The sequence below is a fragment of the Nonomuraea africana genome (assembly GCF_014873535.1).
Classification (GTDB): Bacteria; Actinomycetota; Actinomycetes; order Streptosporangiales; family Streptosporangiaceae; genus Nonomuraea; species Nonomuraea africana.
This window is the reverse complement of sequence record NZ_JADBEF010000001.1, coordinates 539177-564783: the sequence shown is the minus strand read 5'-3', so window position 1 is coordinate 564783 and position 25607 is coordinate 539177. Positions and strand designations below refer to the sequence as shown.

At 71.7% G+C, this 25607-nt stretch carries 25 protein-coding genes; 15 read left to right on the top strand and 10 right to left on the bottom strand.

Features of this window, described 5'->3' with window-relative positions; genetic code table 11:
* Window positions 1–2 precede the first annotated feature (2 nt).
* Window positions 3–1391 (bottom strand): lactate utilization protein B, encoded by a 1389-nt coding sequence (locus tag H4W81_RS02565; protein WP_192773287.1) that lies wholly within the window; start codon window positions 1389–1391, stop codon window positions 3–5.
* Window positions 1388–2074, bottom strand: a complete 687-nt coding sequence (locus H4W81_RS02560) for a (Fe-S)-binding protein (RefSeq protein ID WP_192773286.1) — start codon at window positions 2072–2074, stop codon at window positions 1388–1390. Before H4W81_RS02560 ends, H4W81_RS02565 begins: the two co-directional genes overlap by 4 nt.
* Before the next feature lie 46 nt (window positions 2075–2120).
* Here H4W81_RS02560 and H4W81_RS02555 point away from each other — a divergent pair, with 46 nt between their 5' ends.
* A complete protein-coding gene (locus H4W81_RS02555) occupies window positions 2121–2804 on the top strand; it encodes a FadR/GntR family transcriptional regulator (RefSeq protein ID WP_192773285.1) in 684 nt (227 codons plus the stop codon).
* Window positions 2805–2838: 34 nt separating this feature from the next.
* Here the strand turns inward: H4W81_RS02555 and H4W81_RS02550 are convergent, their stop codons facing one another.
* On the bottom strand, window positions 2839–3675 hold the full coding sequence (locus tag H4W81_RS02550; protein WP_192773284.1) for an NAD(P)H-binding protein: 837 nt from the start codon (window positions 3673–3675) through the stop codon (window positions 2839–2841).
* A gap of 72 nt (window positions 3676–3747) precedes the next feature.
* On the opposite strand from H4W81_RS02550, the gene H4W81_RS02545 reads away from it, so the two are divergent.
* Entirely contained in the window at window positions 3748–4518 is a 771-nt protein-coding gene (locus H4W81_RS02545) for a helix-turn-helix domain-containing protein (RefSeq protein WP_192773283.1), read from the top strand.
* On the opposite strand, the gene H4W81_RS02540 is transcribed toward H4W81_RS02545, so the two are convergent.
* Window positions 4515–5966: a sulfatase family protein gene (locus H4W81_RS02540; protein WP_192773282.1), complete on the bottom strand. Its 1452-nt coding sequence runs from the start codon at window positions 5964–5966 to the stop codon at window positions 4515–4517. The two genes, H4W81_RS02545 and H4W81_RS02540, sit on opposite strands and share 4 nt — an antisense overlap.
* Before the next feature lie 87 nt (window positions 5967–6053).
* Between H4W81_RS02540 and H4W81_RS02535 the strand changes: the two genes are divergently transcribed.
* Window positions 6054–7043 carry an LLM class F420-dependent oxidoreductase gene (locus H4W81_RS02535; RefSeq protein ID WP_192773281.1) on the top strand — a complete coding sequence of 330 codons (990 nt, stop codon included), beginning with the start codon at window positions 6054–6056 and terminating at the stop codon, window positions 7041–7043.
* On the opposite strand, the gene H4W81_RS02530 is transcribed toward H4W81_RS02535, so the two are convergent.
* Window positions 7040–8953 carry an ABC transporter permease gene (locus H4W81_RS02530; RefSeq protein WP_192773280.1) on the bottom strand — a complete coding sequence of 638 codons (1914 nt, stop codon included), beginning with the start codon at window positions 8951–8953 and terminating at the stop codon, window positions 7040–7042. The two genes, H4W81_RS02535 and H4W81_RS02530, sit on opposite strands and share 4 nt — an antisense overlap.
* Window positions 8954–8961: 8 nt before the next feature.
* The gene (locus H4W81_RS02525; protein ID WP_192773279.1) at window positions 8962–9639 is read right to left on the bottom strand and encodes an ABC transporter ATP-binding protein; all 678 of its coding nucleotides are present in this window, start codon (window positions 9637–9639) and stop codon (window positions 8962–8964) included.
* 98 nt (window positions 9640–9737) lie between these two features.
* Here H4W81_RS02525 and H4W81_RS02520 point away from each other — a divergent pair, with 98 nt between their 5' ends.
* Complete coding sequence (locus H4W81_RS02520; RefSeq protein WP_192773278.1) at window positions 9738–10388, top strand: response regulator; 651 nt, start codon at window positions 9738–9740, stop codon at window positions 10386–10388.
* Window positions 10389–10529: 141 nt separating this feature from the next.
* Window positions 10530–11093 (top strand): DUF4328 domain-containing protein, encoded by a 564-nt coding sequence (locus tag H4W81_RS02515; protein WP_192773277.1) that lies wholly within the window; start codon window positions 10530–10532, stop codon window positions 11091–11093.
* A gap of 28 nt (window positions 11094–11121) precedes the next feature.
* On the opposite strand, the gene H4W81_RS02510 is transcribed toward H4W81_RS02515, so the two are convergent.
* The 3 genes from H4W81_RS02510 to H4W81_RS02500 all read right to left on the bottom strand — a co-directional run bounded on the left by H4W81_RS02510 (window position 11122) and on the right by H4W81_RS02500 (window position 16144).
* Window positions 11122–15063 carry a DNA polymerase III subunit alpha gene (locus H4W81_RS02510; protein WP_192780566.1) on the bottom strand — a complete coding sequence of 1314 codons (3942 nt, stop codon included), beginning with the start codon at window positions 15061–15063 and terminating at the stop codon, window positions 11122–11124.
* Complete coding sequence (locus H4W81_RS02505) at window positions 15063–15329, bottom strand: DUF6504 family protein (RefSeq protein WP_192773276.1); 267 nt, start codon at window positions 15327–15329, stop codon at window positions 15063–15065. The genes H4W81_RS02510 and H4W81_RS02505 overlap by 1 nt, the downstream gene beginning before the upstream one ends.
* A gap of 83 nt (window positions 15330–15412) precedes the next feature.
* Window positions 15413–16144, bottom strand: a complete 732-nt coding sequence (locus H4W81_RS02500; protein WP_192773275.1) for a GntR family transcriptional regulator — start codon at window positions 16142–16144, stop codon at window positions 15413–15415.
* A gap of 135 nt (window positions 16145–16279) precedes the next feature.
* Between H4W81_RS02500 and H4W81_RS02495 the strand changes: the two genes are divergently transcribed.
* From H4W81_RS02495 to H4W81_RS49130, 10 genes are all read left to right on the top strand, one after another.
* Window positions 16280–17395 carry an ABC transporter substrate-binding protein gene (locus H4W81_RS02495; protein ID WP_225958425.1) on the top strand — a complete coding sequence of 372 codons (1116 nt, stop codon included), beginning with the start codon at window positions 16280–16282 and terminating at the stop codon, window positions 17393–17395.
* Window positions 17395–18195 carry an ABC transporter permease gene (locus H4W81_RS02490; protein ID WP_192773273.1) on the top strand — a complete coding sequence of 267 codons (801 nt, stop codon included), beginning with the start codon at window positions 17395–17397 and terminating at the stop codon, window positions 18193–18195. The genes H4W81_RS02495 and H4W81_RS02490 overlap by 1 nt, the downstream gene beginning before the upstream one ends.
* Window positions 18196–18205: 10 nt before the next feature.
* A complete protein-coding gene (locus tag H4W81_RS02485; RefSeq protein WP_192773272.1) occupies window positions 18206–19069 on the top strand; it encodes an ABC transporter permease in 864 nt (287 codons plus the stop codon).
* A complete protein-coding gene (locus tag H4W81_RS02480) occupies window positions 19050–20129 on the top strand; it encodes an ABC transporter ATP-binding protein (RefSeq protein ID WP_318781479.1) in 1080 nt (359 codons plus the stop codon). Before H4W81_RS02485 ends, H4W81_RS02480 begins: the two co-directional genes overlap by 20 nt.
* Complete coding sequence (locus H4W81_RS02475; protein ID WP_318781478.1) at window positions 20119–20742, top strand: HAD family hydrolase; 624 nt, start codon at window positions 20119–20121, stop codon at window positions 20740–20742. Before H4W81_RS02480 ends, H4W81_RS02475 begins: the two co-directional genes overlap by 11 nt.
* 30 nt (window positions 20743–20772) lie before the next feature.
* Window positions 20773–22416 carry a serine/threonine-protein kinase gene (locus H4W81_RS48315; protein ID WP_192773271.1) on the top strand — a complete coding sequence of 548 codons (1644 nt, stop codon included), beginning with the start codon at window positions 20773–20775 and terminating at the stop codon, window positions 22414–22416.
* A gap of 30 nt (window positions 22417–22446) precedes the next feature.
* The gene (locus tag H4W81_RS02465) at window positions 22447–22650 is read left to right on the top strand and encodes a P-loop NTPase family protein (RefSeq protein ID WP_225960917.1); all 204 of its coding nucleotides are present in this window, start codon (window positions 22447–22449) and stop codon (window positions 22648–22650) included.
* A complete protein-coding gene (locus H4W81_RS02460; protein ID WP_192773270.1) occupies window positions 22635–23594 on the top strand; it encodes a quinone oxidoreductase family protein in 960 nt (319 codons plus the stop codon). Before H4W81_RS02465 ends, H4W81_RS02460 begins: the two co-directional genes overlap by 16 nt.
* A gap of 346 nt (window positions 23595–23940) precedes the next feature.
* Window positions 23941–24843: a serine hydrolase gene (locus H4W81_RS02455; RefSeq protein WP_192773269.1), complete on the top strand. Its 903-nt coding sequence runs from the start codon at window positions 23941–23943 to the stop codon at window positions 24841–24843.
* Window positions 24840–25304 (top strand): ArsR/SmtB family transcription factor, encoded by a 465-nt coding sequence (locus tag H4W81_RS49130; protein WP_192773268.1) that lies wholly within the window; start codon window positions 24840–24842, stop codon window positions 25302–25304. Before H4W81_RS02455 ends, H4W81_RS49130 begins: the two co-directional genes overlap by 4 nt.
* Here H4W81_RS49130 and H4W81_RS02445 read toward each other — a convergent pair.
* Window positions 25292–25501 (bottom strand): SHOCT domain-containing protein, encoded by a 210-nt coding sequence (locus tag H4W81_RS02445; protein ID WP_192773267.1) that lies wholly within the window; start codon window positions 25499–25501, stop codon window positions 25292–25294. The genes H4W81_RS49130 and H4W81_RS02445 overlap by 13 nt on opposite strands.
* Between the last annotated feature and the right edge of the window lie 106 nt (window positions 25502–25607).

Sequence of the window (25607 nt, the reverse complement as noted above, 5' to 3'; positions counted from 1 at the left end):
CACTACGCTCGCTCATTACGGGCCCACCACTCTCTGAAGGACTCCTTGGGGATGTCGGGCAGGTCTCGGGTGTCGGTCCAGGCCGACAGCGGCCCCGGCAGGCGTTTGGGCACCAGCTTGCGGAAGCGCGAGGCCAGGCGTTGGGCCTTGGCCAGCCGTACCTCCTTGGCCAGGACCCACCCCGCCACCCGCATGCCCGCGCGCTCGGCGCGCGGGTGGGCCACCTTGGCGCGCAGGTCGACCAGCACCTCGGGGATGTCGATCGCCACGGGGCAGACCTCGAAGCAGGCCCCGCACAGCGTCGAGGCGTAGGGCAGGGAGGCGTCGAGGTCGGAGCCGAGGCCGCGCAGCTGCGGGGTGAGGATCGCGCCGATCGGCCCTGGATAGACCGAGCCGTAGGCGTGGCCCCCGGCGCGCTCGTAGACGGGGCAGACGTTGAGGCAGGCCGAGCAGCGGATGCAGCGCAGCGCCTGGCGGCCCACCTCGTCGGCCAGGACGTTGGTGCGGCCGTTGTCGAGCAGCACCAGGTGGAAGGTCTGGCCCTCGGTGGAGCCCGTCCAGGTGGAGGTGTAGGGGTTCATCCGCTCGCCGGTGGAACTGCGCGGCAGCAACTGGAGGAAGACCTCGAGGTCGCGCCAGGTGGGCAGCAGCTTCTCGATGCCGACCACGCTGATCAGCGTCTCGGGCAGCGTCAGGCACATCCGGCCGTTGCCCTCGGACTCCAGGACCACGCAGGTGCCGGTCTCGGCGATCATGAAGTTGGCCCCGGAGATGGCGACCTTGCTGCGCAGGAAGCGTTCGCGCAGGTGCAGCCGGGCCGCCTCGGCCAGCGCGGCGGGCTCGTCGGTGAGGTCCGCGGGCGCGTCGCCCATCTTCGCCAGGAAGATCTCGCGGATCTCCGAGCGGTTGCGGTGGATGGCGGGCACCAGGATGTGGCTGGGGAAGTCGTCGCCGAGCTGGACGATCAGCTCGGCCAGGTCGGTCTCGTAGGCGGTGATGCCGTGCTCGGCCAGGTGCTCGTTGAGACCGATCTCTTGAGTGGCCATCGACTTGACCTTGACGACCTCGGTCTCGCCCGTCTGCCTGACCAGGTCGGTGACGATGCGGTTGGCCTCGGCCGCGTCGCGCGCCCAGTGCACCTGGCCGCCCGCCCGCTGGACCGCCTCCTCCAGCTGGACGAGGTAGCGGTCGAGGTGGCGCAGGGTGTGGTCCTTGATCGCCTTGCCCGCCGCGCGCAGCTCCGCCCAGTCGGGCAGCTCGCCGACCACGGTGGCCCGCTTGCCGCGGATCGTGTGGGTGGCCTTGCGGAGGTTGAAGCGCAGCTGTGAGTTCTGCACCGCCTTGGCGGAGTTGGCGGGGAAGTCGCCCGGCATGCCGATGAACACGCTCATCTGGCGTCCAGGATCTCGGCCAGGTGCATGACGCGCACTCCCGTCTTCTGGCGGCGCAGCGTGCCGCCGATGTGCATGAGGCACGAGTTGTCGGCGGCGCAGAGCACCTCGGCGCCCGTGTCGAGGACGTTGCGGACCTTGTCGGAGCACATCGCCGCCGAGATCGCCGGGTTCTTGATCGCGAACGTGCCGCCGAAGCCGCAGCACTCGTCCGCCCCCTCGAGCGGGACCAGCTCGAGGCCGCGCACGTGGCGGAGCAGCCTGGTGGGCCGGTCACCGAGGTGCAGCCCTCGCAGCGAGTGGCACGTGGGGTGGTAGGTCACCCGGTGCGGGAAGTACGCGCCGACGTCCTCCACCTCCAGCACGTCCACCAGGAACTCAGACAGGTCGTGGACCGGCGGCGCCTGCACCCCGAGCCTCGGGTACTGCTCGCGCACCATCGCCGCGCACGAGCCCGAGGGCGCGACGACGGCGTCGTAGCCGTCGAACACCTCGGCGAAGTGCCGGGCCAGCCGTACCCCCTCAGCGCGGTAGCCGGTGTTGACGTGCATCTGCCCGCAGCAGGTCTGGGCCTGCGGGAAGTCGACGTCACAGCCGAGGCGGCGCAGCAGCGACACCACCGCCTTCCCCGTGTCGGGGAAGAGTGTGTCGTTGACACACGTGATGAACAGGGCGACTCGCACGGCACTCCCTTCTGGGTATGGTCAGACCATAGTATGGTCTGACCATATGAGGAAGCCAAGGACGTTCGAGGATGTCATCGCCCAGATCGAGCGGCGCATCGCCGACGACGGCCTCACCGTCGGCGACCGGCTGCCGGGCGAGCGGCAGCTGGCCGAGCAGCTCCAGGTGGGCCGTTCCTCGGTGCGCGAGGCCCTGCGGGTGCTCGAGACGCTCGGCGTGGTCACCTCGCAGGCCGGCCGGGGGCCCGACGCCGGCGCCGTGCTCATCTCCAGGCCCGAGAGCGCGCTGGCCGACCTGCTGAGGCTGCACCTCGGCACCGCCTCGCTGGCGCTGCCCGAGGTGATCGACACCCGGCTGATGATCGAGCAGTGGGCGGTGCAGCACGTCGACGCGCCCGAGGCCATGGAGGTCATGCGGGCGGCGCTCGACTCCATGGAGGCGGCCACGTCCTTCGAGGAGTTCGTCGACCACGACGTGACCTTCCACCTCGGGGTGGCGCTGCTGTCGGGCAACCGGCTGCTGGCCGCGACCATGCGCGCGCTGCGGCAGACGATCTACACCTACTCGGTGGCGGCGGTGCGGTCGGCGGGCCGCACCGACGTGCTGATGGCCGACCATCGGCGCATCTACGAGCTGGTGGGCGCGAGCGACGGGCAGGGGGCGGCCAGGGCCGTGGCCGACCACCTCGCCCACGCCTACCCCTCGCTGACCGGCGGCGGCTCCGGGTGATCAGCGGCTCAAAGGGATCCGCGGCTCAGGGTGATCAGGCGAAGGCGTCCCTGTGGTCGCGCGCCCAGTCGGCGAAGCTCCGGGGCGCGCGGCCGAGGACGGCCGCCACGTCGCCGCTGAGCACGGCCGCCGCGCCGCTCGCGACGAACGCCGAGCCGGTCACGAACACCTCGGCCATGAGCGGGTCCATCCCCGAGGCCAGCATCCCCTCCTTCGCCGCCTCCAGGGGGACCGGCACCGTCGCCACGTCACGGCCGAGCACCTCGGCGAGCACCGCCGCCTGGCCGGGCACGCTGATCACCTCGGGCCCGGTGAGCGTGTAGGTCCTGCCGTCGTGCCCGCCCGTGAGGGCCGCCACCGCCACGGCCGCCACGTCGCGCGGGTCCACCACGCCCTGCCCGCCGTCCCCCGTCATGTTCGGGATCGGCTGGCCGGCCCGGACGGCCTGCGCCCACATCAGCGCGTTGGCGGCGAAGCCGGCAGGCCGCAGGAGCGTCCAGGCCATCCCGCTGTCGCGCACCGCCTGCTCTCCGGCGTGGTGCCAGGAGCGCACGTCCTTCTCGTCGGTGCTCTCGCCGGTGCCGATCGCCGAGATCTTCACCACCTTCCGGGTGCCCGCCCGCTTGACGGCCTCGACGAGGGCGAGGTCGTGCTGGGCGAGGTCCCTTCCGAAGGCCGTCAGCAGCAGCACGCTGTCGACGCCCTCCAAAGCGCGGTCCAGCGACGCGGGGTCGGCGGAGTCGCCCCGCACTCCCTCGACGCTCAGTTTCGACAGGTCGCGCGCCATCGGGCGGACCCGCTCGCCCCTCTCCGTCAGCCGGCGGACCACTTCGCTGCCGATGGTGCCCGTGGCACCGGTAATCAGGATCATGCGTCAACAGTGCCGCCGCGCGGCCGTCGCCCTATAGGAATTTTCGGCACAGCCGGCGCCTTGGTCTGAGTCATGAGCGTCTTGGTCGAGGAGGTCGGCGAGAGCGCGGTCGACGACACGGACACCGTGCACGTGCGCGAGCCCGATCCCGCCACCGTGCTCGCCTTCCGCACGACCGAGGAGGGCCGCGGCGACCTGATGGTGCTGGGCCCCCGCACCCGCGCCTCCTATCTCGCGCCGAAGGCGCTCTCCCGGTGCGTCACCGTACGGCTGCGGCCGGGCTGGGCGAGGGCGGCGCTGGGCGTGCCGGTGAGCGAGCTCGTCGACCGGATCGTGCCGCTGCGCGAGCTGTGGGGCGCGGAGGCGGATCTACTGGCCGCGCGCATGACGGAGCGGCCGGGTGACGAGGCCGCGCTGATCGAGGGGGCGCTGCTCGGCCGCCTCGCCGCGTGCTCGCCGGCCGACCTGTCGCACGCCGGACTGCTGCACGCCGCGGTCGACCGGCTCTCCGTCTCGCGCCGCCCGCCGTACACCGCGAAGAACGGGATGGCCGCGCGCGTGCCCGACGTGGCGCGCGACCTCGGCATCAGCGAGCGCCATCTGCGCACGCTGTTCACCGGCGCGGTCGGGGTGCCGCCCAAGCACTTCGCCCGCATCGACAGGGTGCGCGGCGTGCTGGCCAGGGCCGGCACCGGCGGCTGGGCGGCGCTGGCGGCCGACGCGGGCTACTACGACCAGTCGCATCTCACGGCCGACTTCCGCTCGGTGATGGGCGTCTCCCCCGGCGCCTTCCTGGCGGGCGACCTGCCCGCCGCCACCACCTGCTCCGCCTGGACGCGCTAGCCGCCGCCGTCTGAGGCGTCGGCGGTACGGCACGTCGCGCCCGAGCACGCCCGCATCATGTCGAGGCGGGCCTGCAGGTTGGCCAGCAGGTCTGCGGGGGCGGTCCTGGCCAGGTTGCGCAGCTGGTAGGGGTCGGTGGTGAGGTCGTAGAGCTGGGTCTCGCCCGTGTCATACCTCACGTAGGTATGGGTCTCCGTGCGCAGCGCCGCGTAGGGGGGCACCGGCGTCTGCCTGGCCGAACTCGGGTTGGTGGGACGCCAGAATTCGATCAGCGCGTTGCGCCGCCACGGCGCCGGCGTTTGGCCACGCAGCAGAGGGACCAGTGAGCGCCCCTCGGCGAACGCGGGCGCCGCCGCCCCGCCGAGCTCGGCGAAGGTGGGCGCGAGGTCGATGGGCTGCGTCAGGGCGTGGACGGTCGAACCCGGCCTGACGCCCGGCCCGCGCACCACGAGGGGCACCTTCACCGCCTCCTCGAACGGGGTGGTCTTGCCCTGGCGCAGGCGGTGGGTGCCGAGGTGGAAGCCGTTGTCCGAGGCGAAGAAGAGGTAGGTGTTCTCCAGCTTGCCCGACCGCCTGAGCGTCTCGATCAGGGTGGCGACCATGTCGTCCACCCCCAGCATGGCGCGCAGCCTGGACCGGTAGCGATCGTCGATGCGCGCCTTGTCGGTCGCGTCGAGCAGCTGCCTGTCGCGCAGCCACGCGGGCTCGTCCTGGACGTCCTGCTGGTTGAAGGAGGGGGTGCGGGGCGCCTGCACGCCGGGGAAGGCGTCGGCGTGACGGCGGGCGGGGTTGGCCGGGTTGTGCGGGGCGACCGGCGCCAGGTAGAGGAAGAAGGGCGCGTCGCCCGAGGTGACGAAGTCCGCGGCCTTGCCCGTCAGGACGTCGGTCAGGTAGTCGTCCTCCTCCCATCCGTACTCGACCAGCTCGCCGTTCTCGTTGAGGGTGTAGTCGTACTCCTCGTACAGCCGCCTGGTCGGCACGTACCACTCGTCCCAGCCCGGCGGGACGTACGTGGCGGGGGCCGACTCGCCCGGGTAGTGGTTGAGGTACTTGCCCATCATCGCGGTGCGGTAGCCCGCGCCCTTCATCCAGGTGCCGATCGTGGACCGTTCCAGGCCGGCGGTGTGGAAGCGGTCGAATCCCCCCTCGGGGGCGGTGTTGGTCAGCACGCTGTGGCTGTGGACGTACTGCGAGCGCAGGATCGACGCCCTGGACGGGCAGCACCAGGAGTTGGTCACGATCATCTGGTCGAAGGAGGCGCCCTGCCGCACCAACTGCCCGGTGATGCCGGGGAAGTTGTCGAGCACGCCGTAGTCGAGGTCGTCCACGAGGAAGAAGAGGATGTTCGGCCGTGTGGGGGCCGCGGCGCTGGCGGGCACCGCGCTGCCGGGCACCGCCAGCAGCGGGCACAGCAACAGCAGAAAGATCAGGCGACGAAATCCCCTCATCGACACAGGGCTAAATTTCCCCGAAAGTCCTGCATTGACACCCCTCCTCTCGCTATTAGAACCTGTTCTCGTTTATGGAGGTGTCGCATGAAGCTTGGGCTGAACCTGGGCTATTGGCAGCGCCACGCCGACGACGCGACGGAGGTCGTCCAGACCGCCGAACGCCTCGGCTACGACTCGGTCTGGACCGCCGAGGCCTACGGCAGCGACGCCTTCACCCCCCTCGCCTGGTACGGCGCGCGGACCAGCCGGATCAAACTCGGCACCTCGGTCGCCCAGCTGTCGGCCCGCACGCCCGCCGCCACCGCCATGACCGCGATGACGCTCGACCACCTCACGGGCGGCCGGTTACTCCTCGGCGTCGGCGCGTCGGGCCCGCAGGTGGTGGAGGGCTGGTACGGCCAGCCGTTCGCCAGGCCGCTGGCCAGGACCCGCGAGTATGTCGAGATCATGCGCAAGGTGTGGCGGCGCGAGGAGCCCGTCACCCACGAGGGCCCGCACTACCCGCTGCCGCTGCCCGGCGGCCTGGGCAAGCCGCTGAAGCTCATCACCCACCCCCTGCGCCCCGACATCCCCGTCTACATCGGCGCCGAGGGCCCCAAGAACGTCGCCATGGCCGCCGAGATCGCCCAGGGCTGGCTGCCGCTGTTCACGTTCCCCTCGAAGATCTCCGAACTGTACGGCGAGTTCCCCGAGGGCTTCGACGTCGCCGCCATGGTCATGGTCGCGATCACCGACGACGTCCGAGCCGCCCTCGACGGGGTCAAGATGATGCTCAGCCTCTACATCGGCGGCATGGGCGCCAAGTCCCGCAACTTCCACGCCGACATCATCGGCCGGATGGGCTACGCCGAGGCCGCCTCCCGCATTCAGGCCCTCTACCTGGCCGGGCGCAGGCAGGAGGCCTTCGACGCCATCCCCGACGAGCTGGCCGACGGCATCTCCCTCGTGGGCCCGCCCGGCCGGATCAAGGAGCGCCTCCAGCTGTGGCGCGACTCGCCCGTGACGAACCTGCTGGTCATGGGCCCGCGCGACGAAAGCTCCCTGACCATCGTCCGCGACCTGGTGCTCGGCTAGTCGGGGCGGGGGGCCGGGTCGTCGGTGACCGCGCGCAGCAGCGGCCTGCTCATCGCGCCCGCGCCGATCACGCCCGCGAACCCGGCCACGACGCAGACCACCAGCGTGATGGCCCCCGAGACGTTCGGCGAGACCAGCATGAAGGGCGACGCGCAGAACACCCCGACCGCGATCGAGCCGCCACCCATCACGACCAGCGGGATCAGCGTCTCCGATCGGCGCGCCCGGTCCAGCACCTCCAGCTGGGTGCCCGCCAGGCGCAGCAGCGCGTAGGTCTGGCGGCGGTCCAGGATCGAGGAGGCGGCAGTGATGCCCGAGCTGGCGATCGCCACCAGGAACGACACCGACAGCACGACGATCGTGCCGGTGGAGATGTCGTCGAGCAGCTGCCCCGTGAAGCGCTGCTCGTCGGCCTCGCTGGTGGCCGAGTGTCCGGGGACCAGCCCGTCGAGCGCCGTGCGCGCCCTGTCGAGGTCGGCCGTCCGCACGTCGGCGACGACCAGCTTCTTCTCGGCCTTCACCGTGCCCCGCACGCCTGCCTCGGCCAGCCGCTCGCGCGCCCGCTCGGCCACGACCTCGGTGTTCGGCGTGGTGAGCCTGAGCTGCTCGCTCGCCGGGTGCCCGGCGAGGGCGTCGCCCGGGCTGAGCAGCCCGAGGAATCCGGCGACGAATCCCGTCAGCGCCACGCCGCTGACCGTCCGCCAGGCCGAGCGGGGGTCGTCCACCAGCCTGCGCCCCGCCAGCAGCTTCGCCGGGCGCCTGGCGCGCTTCGCGGTGATCCTGCCGATGAGGCCGACCACCCAGGGGCCGACCAGGTTGAGGCAGAGGAAGGCCAGGCCGAGCACCACCGCGACCACGCCGACGCTCGCGTTCGTGCCGAGCAGGGGAACCACGGCGAGCACGGCGAGCAGGGCGACCACCCTCACGACGCGCATGCCGGGCGGCGTCTCCCTCTTGGCCACGCCGAGGGGGCTGACCACGACCCTGCGCAGCCCCACCACCGCCGACAGCCCCACCAGCACGGGAACGGCCACCAGGATCCCGAGCGCGACGAGCGGGCTGGGCAGCAGGTCGCTGGCGAACCAGGGGCCGCCGGCGATCCTGATCGCGGTGAGCAGAGGGACCGCCAGGCCGTAGAGCACGGCGCCGAGCACCGCACCCGCCAACGCGACGATCATCGCCTCCGCCACGGTCATCCGCACCACCTGGCCGGGGGTGGCGCCTACCAGCCTGAGCGCGGCCAGCCGCTGGTCGCGGCGGGCCACGGTGAGCCGCGCCGCCGCGCCGCCGAACACCAGCAGCGGCACCACCATGAGCACGCTGGCGATGAGGGCCAGGACCCGGTACGCCTCGGCGTCAGAGGTCGGGGCGCCGGCGAAGGAGTCGACCTTGGTGGGCGGCACCTCGCCGTGCCATGCCTCGCCGCGCGCGGCGGTCAGGGCGGGACTGTCCGGCTCGTGTCCGACGACCGCGACCAGCTCGTCGGGATGGACCAGCGCCGCGTCGCCCAGCACGCCCTTGACGTCGGGGAAGCGCCCGGCCAGCCGATCGGCGGGCAGCTGCCTGGCCAGCTCGGCCAGGGCGGGTGACAGCCATACCTCACCCGGCGCGGGGACGCGCGGCAGCCCTGGCGGCGGCGCCGCCTTCGGGTCGAGGGCGGCCAGGTCGACGACGGTGATCGGCCGGTCGCCGACGTAGTCGCGGCGGGTGGCCTCTATGGCGACCGGCCGCCCGGTGGACTGGACGGGATTGCGCCACGCCTCCCTGTCGGCGCGTCCGGAGAAGGCGACGTTGGCCGAGACCGCGAAGAGCAGCAGCCCCGTGGAGATCACCACAGCGCCCAGCGTCAGCCAGGTGCTCAGCATGCCCCTGCGCCCGCCGCCCCTGAGCAGGCGCCACGTCAGGCTCATGAGAGTGCTCACTGGCTCACCGCGCTGTGCAGCAGGTTGCCGTCGCGGACCTCGACCGTGCGGTCGCACCAACCGGCCACGCCCGGGTCGTGGGTGACCACGATCAGCGAGGCGCCGTTGTGCTTGGTCGCCTCCACCAGCAGGCGCATCGTGTCGTGGCCGGTGCTCTGGTCGAGCGCGCCCGTCGGCTCGTCGGCGAACACCACGGCGGGCTTGGTCACCAGCGCCCTGGCGATCGCCACCCGCTGCGCCTGACCGCCCGACAGCTCGCCCGGCCTGCGGCCCTCCATGCCTCCCAGGCCCAGCGGGGCGAACCACTGCCTGGCCTGCCGCACGGCGTCCGGCCGCGAGACGTTGCCGAGCATGAGGGGCAGCGCCACGTTCTCCTCGGCGGGCAGCTCGGGCAGCAGCTGGCCGAACTGGAAGACGAACCCGAACCTGGTCCTGCGCAGCGCGCTGCGCTCGCGCTCCTTCATCGTGTCGATGCGCTGGCCGAGCAGGTGCACCTCCCCCGCGTCCGGCTTCATGATCCCGGCCAGGCAGTGCAGCAGCGTGGACTTGCCCGAACCGCTCGGTCCCATGATCGCCACCGCCTCCCCCGCCCTGATGGAGATGTCCACACCGTTCAGTGCCACCGTCTGGCCGAAGCGCTTGGCCAGCGCGTGTCCCGCGAGTACGTCGTTCATGGGGACGACCTTGTCGCGCGGGGCCGGGGTCCCGGATCGGCCGTGCGTCCGATCGGCATCGGCCGATCGGCCGATCTCCCGTGATTAGGCTTACCGCTGTGACGATTCGTGTGCTCATCGCCGACGACCAGGAACTGGTGCGGACGGGCTTCCAGATGATTCTCGACGCCCAACCCGACATGGACGTGGTCGCCGCCGTGGCCGACGGGGCCGACGCGGTGGAGGCGGCCAGGCGGTTGCGGCCCGACGTGTGCCTGCTCGACATCAGGATGCCCAAGCTGGACGGCCTGGAGGTGACCAGGATCCTGGCGGGCCCCGGCGTCGAGAACCCCATGCGCGTGGTGATCGTCACCACCTTCGACCTCGATGAATACGTCTACGGCGCGCTCCGGTCCGGCGCCACCGGCTTCCTGCTCAAGGACAGCGGCCCGACGCTGCTGCTGGAGGCCGTCAGGGCGGCCGCCGCCGGTGACGCGCTGGTCTCGCCCTCGGTGACCGTACGGCTGCTGCAGCAGCTGGCCCAGCCCGCCGCCGGAGCCGTCAGACCGCCGAAGGACCCGCTGACCGAGCGGGAGCTCGACGTCGCGCGCCTGGTCGCCAGGGGCAGGACCAACCAGGAGGTGGCAGCCGAGCTCTTTGTCTCCCTTTCCACCGTCAAAACCCATATCGGCAGCATCATGGCCAAACTCGGGGCGAGGAATCGGGTGGAAATCGCAGCATGGGCGTGGGAGTCCGGCGTGGTGAGCTGATTAACGGAGGGGCGGGCGGGATACATGTGAATCAGAACCTCAGCGCATGCCCGGGGGGAGAGATTCGTGCGCCTTACCCCTTCCGTAGCGAAACGGTCGGCTTCGGCCGTTTACCTGGCCCTGTCAGCGCAGCTCGCCGCCATGACCGCCCTGGTGGCCTTCGAGGAGATACGCGGCAGGCGCCTGGCCGCCGAGATCGTCATCCTCGGCGGCGACCCGCGCTCCCCCGGCGCGGAGGCCGTGGTCGACGCCGTCACCCTGTTCGCCGTGCTGATGCTGGCGGCCGTGGTCACCACGGTCACGGCCGGGGTCGCCTACCTGACCTGGCTGGTCAGGGCGCGCCGCGCCAACAAGGCCGCCAACCCCTCGGGGCCCGTGCTGGCGGCGTGGCTGCTGCCCGGGATCAACCTGGTCGCGCCCGTCATGCTGGTGGACGAGGTGTGGAAGGGGGCCCGCCCGCCGTACGACCGGAGGGGACGCTGGCTCGCCCTGGTCAGCGCGTGGTGGCTGAGCTGGCTGACGGCGGTGGCGCTGGTGGCGGTACGGCTGCCGCTGCGCGACTCGACGGGCGACCTGACAGGGCTGAGCGGGCTCGAGCTGGGGGCGGCGGCGGTGGCGGCACTGCTGTGCGCCTGCACGGTCCGCGAGATCACCCGCATCCAGACCGCCCCCGCCCGCCCCCGCTCGCTGGCCCAGGCGGCCTGACCCCCGCCGGAGGGCGCGCCTTCGGCGCTCAGGCCGCCTGGGTGGGGCCTGAGCTGCCCTGGCTGGCGTGCCAGAGCTTGCGAGGCGGGGTGACGACGCCTGGAGTGGGGCCGATGTCGGAGTAGGGCGAGATGCGGAAGCCGTTGGCGTACTCGATCGCGCGCCCGCCGACACCCTCGGCGTCACGCTCGCGGCGGTCGAGGAGGGCGAGGACCGCGTCCAGGCCGTCTCTGCGCCAGACGGTGTCGAGGTCCACGAGGTTCCAGCAGTCGACGGCGCGCATGGAGACCGCGCGGGTGCCGGTGCGGCGGATCACTCCCCTGGCGACCATCAGCCACGACCCGAACACCGTCGAGGCGCACCTGCCCTGCACCGACTCGAAGAAGGTCAGGTCGACGGGGCCCGTGGAGTCGTCGAGGGTGGTGAAGATGACGCGCTGCCCCGAGCGGACCGCGGGGGTCTGGGTGGCCACCTTGACGCCCGCCACGAGCACCTCCGCCCCGTTGCGCTGAGCCAGGAGATCTCTGGAACGTACCACTCCGAGGGCGTCGAGCAGCTCGTCGTGGAAGCTGATGACGTGGCGGCTGATGTCCATGCCGAGGATCTCCAGCTCCGCCTCGACCATCTCGGTCTCGGTCATCTCGGGCAGCTCGCCCGGCTCGATCCGTTCGGCGAACCCCAGGGGCAGCTGCACGGCCGGCGGCTCGTCCGCCGGGGCCGTCGTCGCTCGCGATCCGGGAGGACGCTCTCCCGTGTAGCCCTTGCGGGGGCGGGATCCCGCCTTGACGCCCGAGCCCGAGGCGCGTTCAAGCACGCCCACCTGAGCGATCAGGTCGCGCCTGGTCAGCTCCCCCTGACGCCAGCGGTCCCCTCCCGGCCGCAGCGAGTGGAGCGCGTCGAAGCCGCCCACCTGGACCAGCCGTTCGATGATCGGGCGCGAAGGCCTGGCCCGATCCCAGAAGTCGGCCAGCGAGGTGTAGGGCTGTCCCGCCACCATCCGGTCGACCTCCGCCTCGCTCACCCCCTTCACCGCGGAGAACGGCACGCGCAGGCCGTACCCGCGACCGAGCTCCTCCGCCCTGAAGTCGCGCACCCGCCGCCGGTAGTCGTCCGCTTCGCCCGAAGAGGACGGCTCCAGGTCGGAGGGACGCACGGTGAGGCGCAGCGGCACGGGGCCGACCCGCTCGACGGTCCAGTTCCTGGCGGACTTGTTCACGTCCAGGGGGAGGATGACGACCCCGCACTGCCGGGCCTCGTCGATGATCACCCGCTGCGGGTACATGCCGGGCTCGTGGGTGAGCACCCCGGCGAAGAAGGCGGCCGCGTGGTGCCGCTTGAGCCAGGCCGACTGGTAGGTGGGCAGCGCGAACGCCGCCGCGTGCGCCTTGCAGAAGCCGAACGCCCCGAAGGCGTCGAGCACCTCCCAGGCGCGCGCGACCGTCGCCTGGTCGTAGATCGGACGCACGTTGGCGAAGAACCACTCCCGTGCGACCTCGCGTCCCGCGGGATGGCTGAGGCTGCGCCGCACCTTCTCCGCCTCGGACAGCCCCGCGCCCGTCATGATGTCGATGATCTTCAGGACCTGCTCGTGGAAGACGACCACCCCGTTGGTCTCGGCGAGGGCGGAGCGCAGGCTCGGGTGCGGGTAGGAGGCGGCCCGCCAGCCGTGCCGGGACTCCAGGTACGGCGTGACCATGTCGGAGTTGACGGGCCCCGGCCTGAACAGCGAGATGTCGACGATCAGGTCGTCCATCGTGCGGGGCTCGAGCTTGGCGACCAGCTCGCGCTGGCCCGGCGACTCGATCTGGAAGCACCCGAGCGTACGGCTGGCGCAGATCATGTCGTAGGTGTCGTCGTCGTCCTGGGCCACCGCGTCGAGTTCGATGTCGACGTCGTCGACCCGCTTGATCTCGGTCAGCGTATAGGCCATCGCCGACTGCATGCGCACGCCGAGCACGTCGAGCTTGAGAAGCCCAGCCTCCTCCACGTCGTCCTTGTCGAACTGCGACATCGGGAAGTCGAGCGCGCTGCGCTCCACCGGGGTGCGGTCGCGCAACGTCGCGTTGCCGACCAGCACCCCGCACGGGTGCAGCGCGATGTGCCTGGGCAGTCCGTCGAGCCGCTCGGCCAGCTGGAACACCCTGCCGAGACCCGCGTCGTCGAGCCTGCTCTCGCGCAGCTCGGGCAGGTCCCTCAGCGAGGCGGTGATCTGGCGGGCGCGGATGTGCGGGAACGCCTTGGCGATCGCGTCGACCTCGTGCGGCGGCAGGCCCATCGCGGCGCCCACGTCGCGCAGGGCGCTGCGGGCGCGGTAGGTCTCCATCATGGAGACGCAGGCCACGCGCGACTCGCCGTACATGTCGTAGATCGCCCTGTAGCAGTCGAGGCGGCGGGCGGATTCGACGTCGACGTCGATGTCGGGCAGGCCGATGCGGCCCTCGGACAGGAACCGCTCCATGAGCAGGCCGTGGTGCAGCGGGTTCACCTCGCCGATGCCGATGAGGTAGTTGACCAGGCTGCCCGCGCCGGAGCCGCGGATGGCGCAGCGGATGCCCATGTGCCTGATCCGGTCGGTGATGCCGACGACGGCCATGAAGTATCCGGACAGCTGCTTCTTCTCGATGATGGCCAGCTCGGCTTCGAGCCGCTGGCGGGCCGCCCTGTCGCCGCGCAGGCCCCTGTCGTGGAGGCCGTCCTCGCAGCGGTTGCGCAGCAGCGGCACGGGGTCGCGGCCGATCTCGGGCAGGTGCAGGGCGGGCGGGTCGTTGCGCAGGGCCAGCAGCTCCTTCGGCTCGATCACGCACGCCTCGGCGAGGGCCCGCGTGGTGTGCAGGAGCCGGTTCGCCCTCGCCTGGTCGCCGCCGCAGATCTTGTGGGCGACCCTGCCCATCTCGTCGGTGCTCTTGAGGTAGGCGTGGGAGGTGGTCCTGTCGAGGTGCCTGGGGTGCAGCGGGACGAGCTGGCGGGCGGCGTCGAGCACGTCGCCCGTCTGGTGGTCGCCGGGGTCGAGGTACCTGGCGGCGTTCGTGAGGACGGCGGGCACGCCGAACTCCTCGGCCAGGGCGAGCAGGCGGACGGCCGTGGTGGCGTCGCGGTAGCCGTACTGGTCGACCAGCTCGATCACGACGCCGGGCACCTGGGAGCGCCAGCGGCCCAGCAGTGTCCTGGCGTGCTCGTCGCGCCTGGCCGCCATCGCGCGGCCGACGTCGGACCTAGGCCCGAGCAGCACGACCAGCCCGTCGTCGGGGCCGAACCCGCTTTCGGATCCTCGGGAGCCCCCTCCCCTTTCACCCGAGCGTCCCGTCTGCGGGGGCTGGGGTCTTGTGGGGGGTCGCGAGATGGGGGCACCGGGCGTTTGCGAAGTTGCGAGGTCGCGCGAGATGGCGGCAGCGGGCGTCGGGCCCAGGTGATCGAGGGAGCTCGGGCCCGAGGAGCCCGCAGCCCATGCGGCGACCAGCTCGCGGGTGACGCCGGGCTCGCCCCGGGCGCCCGCGTAGTGGGCGGCGGTGACCAGGCGGCACAGCTGGGACCAGCCGCCGGAGCGGGCCAGCACGGTGACCCTGTCCTCGGCGTCGGGACCGGTCCGCGGGCGCGCCTCCCGCGGACCGGAGACCGGCCCGCGACCGCCGGAAGGGCCGCGGCCACCGGAGCGGCCGCCGGAGCGGCCACCGGACGGGTGAGGGATGGGACGGGCGGTGCCGGAGAGCGGCCCGTAAGCGTCGCCCGAAAACGACGGGAGGAACCCGTCCTCCGCGGAGTCGAGGACGAAGTCGACGCCGAACACCGGCGAGATCCCCGCGTCGGCGCACGCCTGGGCGTGCTTGAGCGCCCCGTAGAGCCCGTCGCGGTCGGTCAGCGCGAGGATGTCCATCCCGTGCTCGGCCGCCCGCCGTGCCAGGGCGTCGGGGAAGGCGGTGCCGTACCGCATCGAGTAGGCGGAGCTCACGTGCAGGTGCGGGAAGGAGGTCATCAGTCCCACGCCCTCAGCAGCAGCCAGCCCTCGCTGGCGGTGTCGAAGCGCAGCTCGTAGGAGCCGAAGTCACGCCCGGGGCTGGCCTCGACGCGCCAGAACTGGCGCTCGCCGGGATCGCCCTCGCGGGTCTTCCACCATTCGCGGGCCACCACCCACTGGTCGAGGACGCGGCGGACGAGGTAGAGCCGGTCGCGCCAGACGAACTGGGTCGGCTGGCCCTCCCTGGTCCACACCTCTATGGGATCGCCGTAGAGTCTGCTCAAGACGCTTCTTCTCCCCGTGGCTCTGGGTCCGTTACTGAGCCACCCGGGGGAAGTCGGGTGTTACTTCGAGCATATGTTCGAAGCTATGAGAGCGCAAGCCGGGTGAGCGGGTTCGCGCCGATCGAGTTGCGGATGCTGAAGGCGACGCTGCCCGCCCGGTAGCGGTCGTCCGACCACTCCACGGGCCGCCCCTCCTGGGTGGTGGTGACCCTGCGCTGGCGCAGGAGCGGGCTGCCCCTCCGCACGCCCAGCAGGCGGGCGTCCTCGCTGCCCGCCGCGACCGCGTCGATGAGGTGCTCGCCGTACGCGAAGACGAGCCCGACGCTGTCGTAGAGCCCCTGGGTGACGGAGACGCAGTCGGGCGGCAGCGCCTCGACCGCGCCTGCGATCCACGAGGCGTAGACGGTCCGCTCCAGGAGCACCGGCTCGTCCTCCAGCGTGCGCAGCCTCAGGACCTCCAGCACGTCGGGTGTGCCGAGCCGCACCAGCTCGGCGGGCCCCGCCCTACGGCGGCGCTGGCCGAGCACCTTGCCGCCCACCCTGTGGCCCTTGGATCTGGCCCATTGGGCGAAGCTGTGCAACTCGGCGAAGCTCTGGCTGCGCTCACCGCCCAGCACGATGCGCCTGGCCCCCTGGCGCGAGCCGACCAGACCTTCCGCGGCCAGTACGGCCACCGCCTGCCGTACGGTGCCCCTGGCGGCGGAGTAGCGCGCAGCGAGCTCGGCCTCCGAGGGCAACGTCGACCCGACGGGATGCACCCCGGCGAGAATCTCGTCGCGCAGCTCAGCGGCGATGTGTTCATAGCGCGCGGCCATCTGCGACCCCTCCTGTTCACGAAAAAGCAATGTTTATGCGACTAACTGGGTCTGGCCTTGTTTGTACAAGTTCCCCTAGGTTTTATCCACACCCCCGACAGTGGAGGCGACGTGTCCGCACCTCGCATCGCAGGCTTGATCGCAGCTCTTACGGTAGTGACCGCGGCGTGCGGCGCCGCGCCGGCCACGGAGACCAAGACGGAAGGCGGGGTGAACGCCGCGACGGCGACCTCGGCCGCCGACTTCGGTGGTCTCGACAAGCTGGTCGAAGCGGCCAAGAAGGAGGGCAACCTCCACGTCATCGCCCTCCCGCCGGATTGGGCGAATTACGGCGAGATCATTAAGAAATTTCAGGAAAAGTACGGCATCACCATCGAGAGCGAGAACCCCGACGCCTCCAGCGCCGACGAGATCAACGCGGTGAAGACCCGCAAGGGCCAGGACCGCGCGCCCGACGTGCTGGACGTCGGCCAGGCCTTCGCCTTCAGCGGCGCCAAGGAGGGCCTGTACGCCCCCTACAAGGTGCAGAGCTGGGACAAGATCCCCGAGGGCCAGAAGGACCCGAACGGCCTGTGGGTCAACGACTACGGCGGCTACGTCTCCATCGGCTGCGACGCCAAGAAGATCGGCACCTGCCCGCAGACCTTCGCCGACCTGCTCAAGCCCGAGTACAAGGGCAAGGTCGCGCTGAACGGCAACCCGAACAAGTCCGGCTCGGCCTTCGGCGGCGTCTGGGCGGCCTCGCTGGCCGAGGGCGGCTCGCTCGACGACATCGGCCCCGGCGTGCAGTTCTTCAAGAAGCTGAAGGACGTCGGCAACTACAACCCCGTCGAGTCCACGCCCGCCACGGTCGAGAAGGGCGAGACGCCCATCAGCATCGACTGGGACTACCTCAACGCCGGCTACCGCGAGCAGTTCCTGCCCAAGGGCCTCGACTTCCAGGTGGTCGTGCCGAAGGACGGCATCTACGCCCAGTACTACGCGCAGGCCATCAACAAGGATGCCCCGCACCCCGCCGCCGCGCGGCTGTGGATGGAGTTCCTCTACAGCGCCGAGGGCCAGAACCTGTGGCTCAAGGGCGGCGCCCGCCCCGTGCTGATGCCCTCGATGACCGCCGACGGCACCATTGACAAGGCGCTGGCCGACAAGCTGCCGCCGGTCGAGGGTGAGGCCAAGTTCCCGACCGAGGACCAGGTCAACAAGGCCAAGGACGCCCTGGCCAAGACCTGGGACGCGGCCGTCGCCGGCTGATGCGGCGCTCACTCGGCGCGCTGCCGCTGCTCGTCTTCGTCGGGCTCGCCTTCGGGATCCCCGCCATCGCCATGGTGGCGGGGGCCTTCACCCCCGGACTGGACAACCTGGCGCTGACCCTGCAGGGCGGCTACCTGCTCGCCCTTCTCAACAGCGTGAAGCTCTCGGCCGTGGTGGCGGTGCTGGGCGCGGTGCTCGGCACCTTCCTCGCCCAGGCCGTCGTCACCTCCCGCTCGACCGCGCTGCGCGAGGCCGTCCTGACCGCCTCGGGCGTGCTGGCCAACTTCGGCGGCGTGCCGCTGGCCTTCTTCTGGGTGGCCACGCTCGGCAACGCGGGCGTCGTCAGCGGCCTGCTCGGCCTGCCCTCGGGCACGCTGTTCAGCTTCTGGGGGCTGGCCCTCGTCTACCTGTACTTCGCCGTGCCGCTCATGGTGCTGGTCATCGCGCCCGCACTGGACGGCCTGCGCCCGCAGTGGCGCGAGGCCGCCGCGAACAACGGCGCGACGACCTGGCACTACTGGCGCCACGTCGGGCTTCCGGTGCTGACCCCCGGCCTGCTCGGCGGGGTGGTGCTGCTGTTCGGCTCGGCCTTCGCCGCCTACGCCACCGCCTCGGCGATGGGCGCCGGGACCGTGCTGCCGCTGGTCACGCTGAAGATCGCCGCGGCCCTGTCGGGCGACGTGCAGACCGGCTTCGAGAACGTGGGCCTCGCCCTGAGCCTGGACATGGTCCTGGTCGCGGCGCTGGTCATGGCGGTCTACCTGCCGCTGCAGAGGAGGAGCACCCGATGGCTCCAGTGAGGTGTGCGCCATGACCACGCTCGCGCCCGTCGCGCCGGTCCCCGAGACCGTCCCCACTGGGCAGGCCCGCCCGAGCAGGTCCCGGCTGTGGCGCGGCGTCGTCCTCGCGCTGGCCGGCCTCTACTTCCTGGTCCCGCTCGGCGCCTCGTTCTGGTTCACGATCTACAACGAGACCACGGGTGTGTCGTTCGCGCCCTACCTCGAGCTGTGGACCGCCGAGGGCTTCGCGTCGAGCCTGCTGCTCTCCCTCGGGCTGGCGGTGGCCACCATCGTGCTGGTGCCGCTGCTCACGCTGCCCGCCATGATCACGGTACGGCTGGCCGCGCCGCGCCTGCGCCCCGTCATGGAGGTCGTCTGCACGCTGCCGCTGGTGGTGCCGCCGATCACCTTCGTCGCGGGCATCAGCAAGTCGCTCCAGGTGGGCGGTGAGGTGCTGGCGCCGACGCCGTTCTGGGCCACGCTGATCGCGATCCAGGACCAGGACTTCCCCCTGGTTCTCGTGTTCGTCTACGTCATCCTGGTGCTGCCCTTCGTCTACCGCTCGCTCGACGCGGGCCTGCGCACGATGGACGTGCGGACGCTGGTCGAGGCGGCGCGCAATCTGGGCGCCTCGTGGCCGCACGTGCTGTTCAGGGTGATCGTCCCCAACCTGCGCTCGGCCCTGGCCAGCGCCTCCTTCCTCACCCTGGCCCTGGTGCTGGGCGAGTACACCGTGGCCAGCATCCTCGGCTACCAGCCGTTCGCCGTCTGGATCGTCACGATCTCAGGCTCCAAGGGCCAGCTGTCCGTCGCCGTCTCCGTGCTCAGCCTGCTGCTCACCTGGCTGCTGCTGCTCACCATCTCTGGAGGTACCCGTGGCCGCCGCCCGGCTTGAGTTCAAGGGCCTGCGCAGGGCCTTCGGCAAGACGGTCGCCCTGGACGGCTTCGACCTGACCGTCGAGCCCGGCGAGCTCGTCGCCCTGCTCGGCCCCTCGGGCTGCGGCAAGACCACCGCGCTGCGCTGCGTGGCGGGCTTCGAACGTCCCGACGAGGGCGCGGTGCTGGTGGACGGCAAGGACATCACCGGCGTGCCGGCCAACAAGCGCGACGCGGGCATGGTCTTCCAGTCCTACTCGCTGTTCCCGAACCTCGACGCCGCCGAGAACGTCGCGTTCGGCCTGCGCGTCCGCAAGGCCCCGAAGGCCCAGCGGCGGGCCAGGGCGCTCGAGCTCCTGGAGCTGGTCGGCCTGCCCTCCCACGCCGACCGCTACCCGCACCAGCTGTCCGGTGGCCAGCAGCAGCGCGTCGCCCTGGCCCGCGCGCTGGCCCTGTCCCCTCGCGTGCTGCTGCTCGACGAGCCGCTGTCGGCGCTCGACGCCAAGGTGCGCGTCTCGCTGCGCGAGGAGATCCGCCGCCTCCAGCTCGACCTGGGCATCACCACGCTCTTCGTCACGCACGACCAGGAGGAGGCGCTGTCGATCGCCGACCGCGTCGCCGTCCTGCGCGACGGGCGCCTCGAGCAGTGCGGCACGCCCGCCGAGGTCTACGACCGCCCCTCGACCCCGTTCGTGGCGGAGTTCGTCGGCGCCATGAACCACCTGCCGGGACGCGTCTCGGGCGACCAGGTGACGGTGCTCGGCCAGCTCCTGCCCCTCGACGGCGCCTTCGCGGGCCCTGACGTGGACGTCCTGATCAGGCCCGAGGCCGTCCTCGTCACCCCCTCCGACGATGGGCGCGCCGAGGTCGTGGCCGCCTCGTTCCGCGGCGCCTCCGTCCGCCTGCGGCTCTCCCTCGACGGCGGCGAGGTGCTCGCCGACGTGCCTGGACACGAGGCCGTACGGCTGGCGCCCGGCACACGCGTGTCCGTGCGGCTGGTCGAGAGGCCCGTTCTGGTGGCGCCGCGCACCGCGGCCGTGGCTCCCGTCCCCGCGAAGGACCCCGCGGGTGCGGCCTGACGCACCTCCGGTAGGCGCCCTCCCGTTCGACGCCGTCCTGTTCGACATGGACGGCACGCTCGTGGACACCGAAGGGCTGTGGTGGGAGGCGGCCGCCGACGTGGCCGCCTCCCTCGGCCGCGAGCTGGGCCCCGCCGACCTCCCTCACGTGCTCGGCCGCACGGTCGAGGACACCGCGGGCCACCTCGCCCCCGACGACGTGGCCAGGGTGTCCGACCGGCTGACCGAGTCCTTCGCCGACCGCATCAGGCGGGGGGTGCGGGTCGTGCCGGGCGCGCGGGAGCTCCTGCGCGCCCTCACCACGCGGGCCGTCCCGACCGCGCTGGTCAGCGCCTCTCCCCGGTCGATCGTCGAGCTGGTCCTGCCCTCGCTCGGGCACCGCTTCGAGGTGGTGCTGGCCGCCGAGGACACCGTTCGCGGCAAGCCGTACCCCGACCCCTACCTGGAGGCCGCGCGCCTGCTGGAGGCCGATCCCAGGCGGTGTGTGGCGCTGGAGGACAGCCCCACGGGCGTCGCCGCCGCCACGACCGCCGGGTGCGACGTGCTGGTCGTGTCGGCCGAGAGCGGGCTGCCTGCTCTCGCGGACGTCATCCGGCGCACGGGGAGGTCCTAAATGACGTCGATGTCGCTAAGCTGACCCGTCGTGAACCAGATCGGACGCTACAGGCTGTTGCACGTGCTCGGCAGAGGGGGCATGGGCACGGTCCACCTGGCCGAGGACCCCACGGGGCAGCGCGTCGCGATCAAGGTGATCAATCCCGAACTCAGCCAGCACGAGCAGTTCAGGATGCGCTTCAGGAGAGAGGCCGACGCGGCGCTCAGGGTGCGCAGGTTCTGCACGGCGGCCGTGCTGGAGGCGGCGCTCGACGGCGACCAGCTGTACGTGGTGACGGAGTACGTGCCGGGGCCGAACCTGGAGGAGGCCCTCAGGCAGTCGGGGCCGCTCAGGGGCTCCAGCCTGGACGCGCTGGCGGTGAGCGTGGCGACCGCGCTGACCGCGATCCACGCGGCGGGCGTCGTGCACAGGGATCTGAAGCCGTCCAACGTGCTGCTGTCCCCCGTGGGCCCGAGGGTGATCGACTTCGGGATCGCCAGGGCGCTCGACGAGATCGGCGGGGTCACCGGCACCGGCGAGCTGATCGGCACGCCCCGGTACATGGCGCCCGAGGTGCTGCGGGGTGAGCCCGTCTCCGCCGCGTGCGACGTGTTCTCGTGGGGCTGCCTGCTGGCGTTCGCCGCGACGGGACGGGCGCCCTTCCCGGGCGAGACGCTGCCCTCGATCATCTACCAGGTGCTCAACACCGAGCCCGTGCTCGAGGGGCTCGAGCCCGCGCTGCGCGAGCTGGTCGTGGCGGCGCTGGCCAAGGACCCGGCCAGGAGGCCGACCGCGCAGCAGCTCCTCGACCAGCTGATCGGCCGCCAGGCCGCGCCCGAGCAGGTGGCGCACACCGTGCAGGTGGCCTGGCAGGAGGGCACGACCCCCTACACCGCCGCCACGCAGGCGCCGCGCGCGGGTCAGCGGGCGGGGCAGCGGGCCACGGCGCGGGGCAGGACACGGGGCAGGGTGCTGGCGGGCCTGGCGGTGGCGACGGCGCTGCTCGTGGGCGGCGGCGTCGCCGTGTGGGCCATGGTGCCGGGCGGGCCGCCCGACCTGCCGCCGCTCTTCTCCGACGACTTCACCTCGACCTCCAGCGGGTGGAGCGGCACCTACGATCCCGACGCCACCGACAGCCAGGGCTACATCACCTCCGACTTCACCTACGGCCTCGACGCGGGCGAGTACAACGAGGAGCGCTGGGCGGGGGCCCCTGTCCCCTTCGCCACGAAGCCGACCGCCACGCCCGAGCCCTCGGCCACGCCGACGCCGATGATCCCCTCGACGCTGCTCATCGGGGTGACCGCCAAGGTCAGGTCGGGCAGCGGCGAGTACGGCCTGTGGTGCCGCGGCGACGACGATGGCACCTACTACGAGTTCACCCTCGACACCTCGGGCAACGCCCGGATCCGCCGCATCTTCAACAAGGCGGGGGGAAACCTCGCCGCGCCCGTCAAGGCCGACGGTTTCAACCCCAAGGAGCGCAACCAGATCCAGGTCGCCTGCGAGGAGAACGGCGAGGCCACGCGGCTGTCCATGTGGATCAACGGCAGGCGGGTCCACCAGGTGGACGACCTCAACGGCCTGCCGACGGGCGGCATCGGGCTGTTCGCCCGCATCCCCAAGGGCAGCGCGAACCCGCTCAAGGTCGTCTACGACGACTTCGAGATGCGCGGGCTCAAGCAACAGTAGAGGACACCCGCTCTCGCCGCCGCCAGAGCGGTGGCGGCGGCCCTGTCGGCGTCCTTCTCGTCGGCCGCCCTGCTCGACGAGCCCCCCAACCACCTGTCGCTGACGCTGGTGGAAGAGCTGGAGCGGGCCCTCGACGCCTACCCGGGCGCGCTGGTGGTCGTCTCGCACGACAGGACCCTGCGCGAACGCTTCAGAGGGACCAGGTGGAGACTGGAGCAATGCATGCCATTGTGATCAATACTCAGGGCGGACCCGAGGTTCTCGAGTACGCCGAGCACCCCGACCCGACGCCCGGCGCGGGCGAGGTGCTGATCGACGTCGCGGCGAGCGGCGTGAACTTCATCGACGTCTATCACCGCACCGGCGCCTACGCCCTCGACCTGCCCTCCCCGATCGGCTCCGAGGGGGCGGGCACCGTCGCCGCCGTGGGCGAGGGTGTGACCGACCTGAGCGTCGGCGACACCGTGGCGTGGGTGAACGTGCTCGGCAGCTACGCGGAGAAGGCCGTCGTGCCGGCCGCCAGGGTGGTGCCCGTGCCGGCGGGTGTCTCCGCCGAGCTGGCCGCCGCCTCGCTGCTGCAGGGCATGACCGCCCACTTCCTCACGCACTCCGTGCACGAGATGAAGCCGGGCGAGGTCATGCTCGTGCACGCCGGAGCGGGCGGCATGGGCCAGATGCTGATCCAGCTCGGCAAGCTCAAGGGGGCCACGGTGCTCACCACCGTCTCCTCCGAGGCCAAGGAGAAGCTGGCCCGCGAGGCGGGCGCGGACGAGGTGTTCCGCTACGACGGCTTCCCCGACGCGGTCAGGAAGGTCGTTCCCGGCGGCGTGGACGTCGTCTACGACGGCGTGGGCGCCGCCACCTTCGACGGCGGCCTCGCCTCGCTGCGGACCCGCGGCCTCATGGTCCTGTACGGCGCGGCCAGCGGCCCGGTGCCGCCGCTCGACCCTCAGGTGCTCAACAGGAGCGGCTCGCTCTACCTGACCAGGCCGTCGCTCGTGCACTTCATCGCCGAGCGCGACGAGCTCCTCTGGCGGGCGGCGGACCTGTTCGGCTGGGTCGCGTCGGGCGAGCTGACGATCAACATCTCGGAGCGCTACCCGCTGGCCGACGCGGCGCGGGCGCACGAGGACCTCCAGGCCCGCCGGACGACGGGGAAGCTGCTGCTCGTCCCCTGAGCCGCTCAGACGTGCGAGCCTCCGTCGACGCGCAACTCCACTCCGGTGAGGTAGGCGCCGTCGGCGGAGGCCGCGTAGGCGATGGTGCCCGCGCCAGCGGCGTGGTCTTGTGGATGCCGGCGACGTTCACCAGCACGTCGATGCCCCCAGGGTCGCGGTCCCGCCGAGCAGCTGACCGCGTTGCACGGTTCGCTGATCCTGGGGGCGTTGAGGCGTCGCGCCGCTGTCCGAGCTGGGCGTCGAGGACGCCACCGACGTCATCGTCCGCCTCTACCTCACCGGCGCCGGTGCCACCTGACGCTACACCGCTTTTCCGGAATTTCGGATAATTGGATAACCTGGCGGCATGAAACTCCTCGCCACCGTCGTGAGCCTGTTCATGACCGCCGCTCCCCCGCTGGACGACGTGGAGGCCGTCCTCGCCTACGTCAAGGCCCATCCTCGCGACGTCGCCCTGGTGACGACGGACATCAGCCACAACGCGGGAGCCGCCACCCCCTTCGCCTCCTCCATCAAGATCGTCCACCTCGAGGCCTACGCGAAGGCCGTGAAGGCGGGCAAGGTCCGGCCGGGCGACCAGGTGCCCGTCGCCACCTGGAACGCCTACCACCTGCCCGGCACCGACGGCGGCGCGCACGAGGCGGCGCTCAAGCGGCTGAAGGTCGGCGCTCAGGCCACGTTCGACCAGCTCGTCTCCGCGATGATCGAGGACAGCGACAACGCCGCCACCGACCTGCTGCGCGAGAAGCTGGGCCTGCACAGGAAGGTGCCGACGATCAACGGTGAGATCCTGAAGGCGTTCGGCGGCTGCGCCACCGACGCCGACACCTGCATCAGGACGTACGCCGCCGCCGGCAAGCAGGTCCAGCTGCCGCTGCCCGGCTATGACAAGCAGGCCGCGTGGGCCGACACGGTCACCAGGTACCGGCCCGCCGCCCTGCACGCCACGCTGACCAGGCTGACGAAGGACGAGATCGCCAGGAAGCACCTGGAGTGGCCGATGCGCCAGCCGGGGGCTTCCAAGGACCTGGTCATCGGCACCAAGGGCGGCTCGCTGCCGGGCGTGATCACCGAGGCGATGTACACGGTCACCCCGGGCGCGAAGCCTCGCGTGACGGTGTTCGCGCTGCGCCGCCTGCCCGAGCAGACGTGGGCGTCCGGGCTGAAAAGCTATGCTCATCAGCAGTTCATGCTGCGACTGGCCACCGACAGGGCCTTCCACGAAAGGGTGCGTGCCGCGCTGAAGTGACCGACGAGACCGACGACAGGCTCCTGGCGCTGGAGGCCAGGGTCGCCGCCCTGGAGGCCCAGATCGCCGCGCCGACGCCGCGCGTCGACGGCTCCGGCCTGTTCACCTACGGCGGCCAGGCCCGTCTCGGCGGCTACGAGTGGTCGTGGGAGGTCGCGCGCAGCCCCGAATGGCTGATGGAGCAGCCGTCGGCACAGCTGGCCACGGTGCTCGCGGCGGCCGGGCATCCGGCCCGCTTCGAGATACTCAAGCTGCTGGTCACCGGGCCCCGGCCGATCGCGGAGCTGCAGGCGGAGCTGGGGCTGGCCTCACCCGGCCAGCTCTACCACCACCTGAAGACCCTGACCGCCGCGGGGCTCGTCGACCAGCCCGAGCGCGGCGTCTACCGGGTGCCTCCGCGGGCCGTCTTCCCCGTGCTGGCGCTGGCCGCCGCCGCCGTGGACGTGCTTCACCAGTCTTGACTGAGGCCCGACATGCGGCGCAGGTACTCGTCCTCGTCGATCTCGCCCGCCGCGTAGCGGCGCTTGAGGATCTCGCGCGGGCCCTCCTGGGCGCTCTTCGCCTGGGACGGCTTCGGCGCGGAGGGCCGCATCCTGATCATCATGAGCACGAGCACCACGATGACGATCACGAGAAGGATGACAAGCAGCCTGATCATTGGATTCTCCCTCTCGTCGCTCTGAGGCGATGATACGAGGTCGCGGAGACCGGGCCCAGGCCCGCCCGGCCATCAGGCGCCAGGAGGCGTCGTCCATACCGTGTCG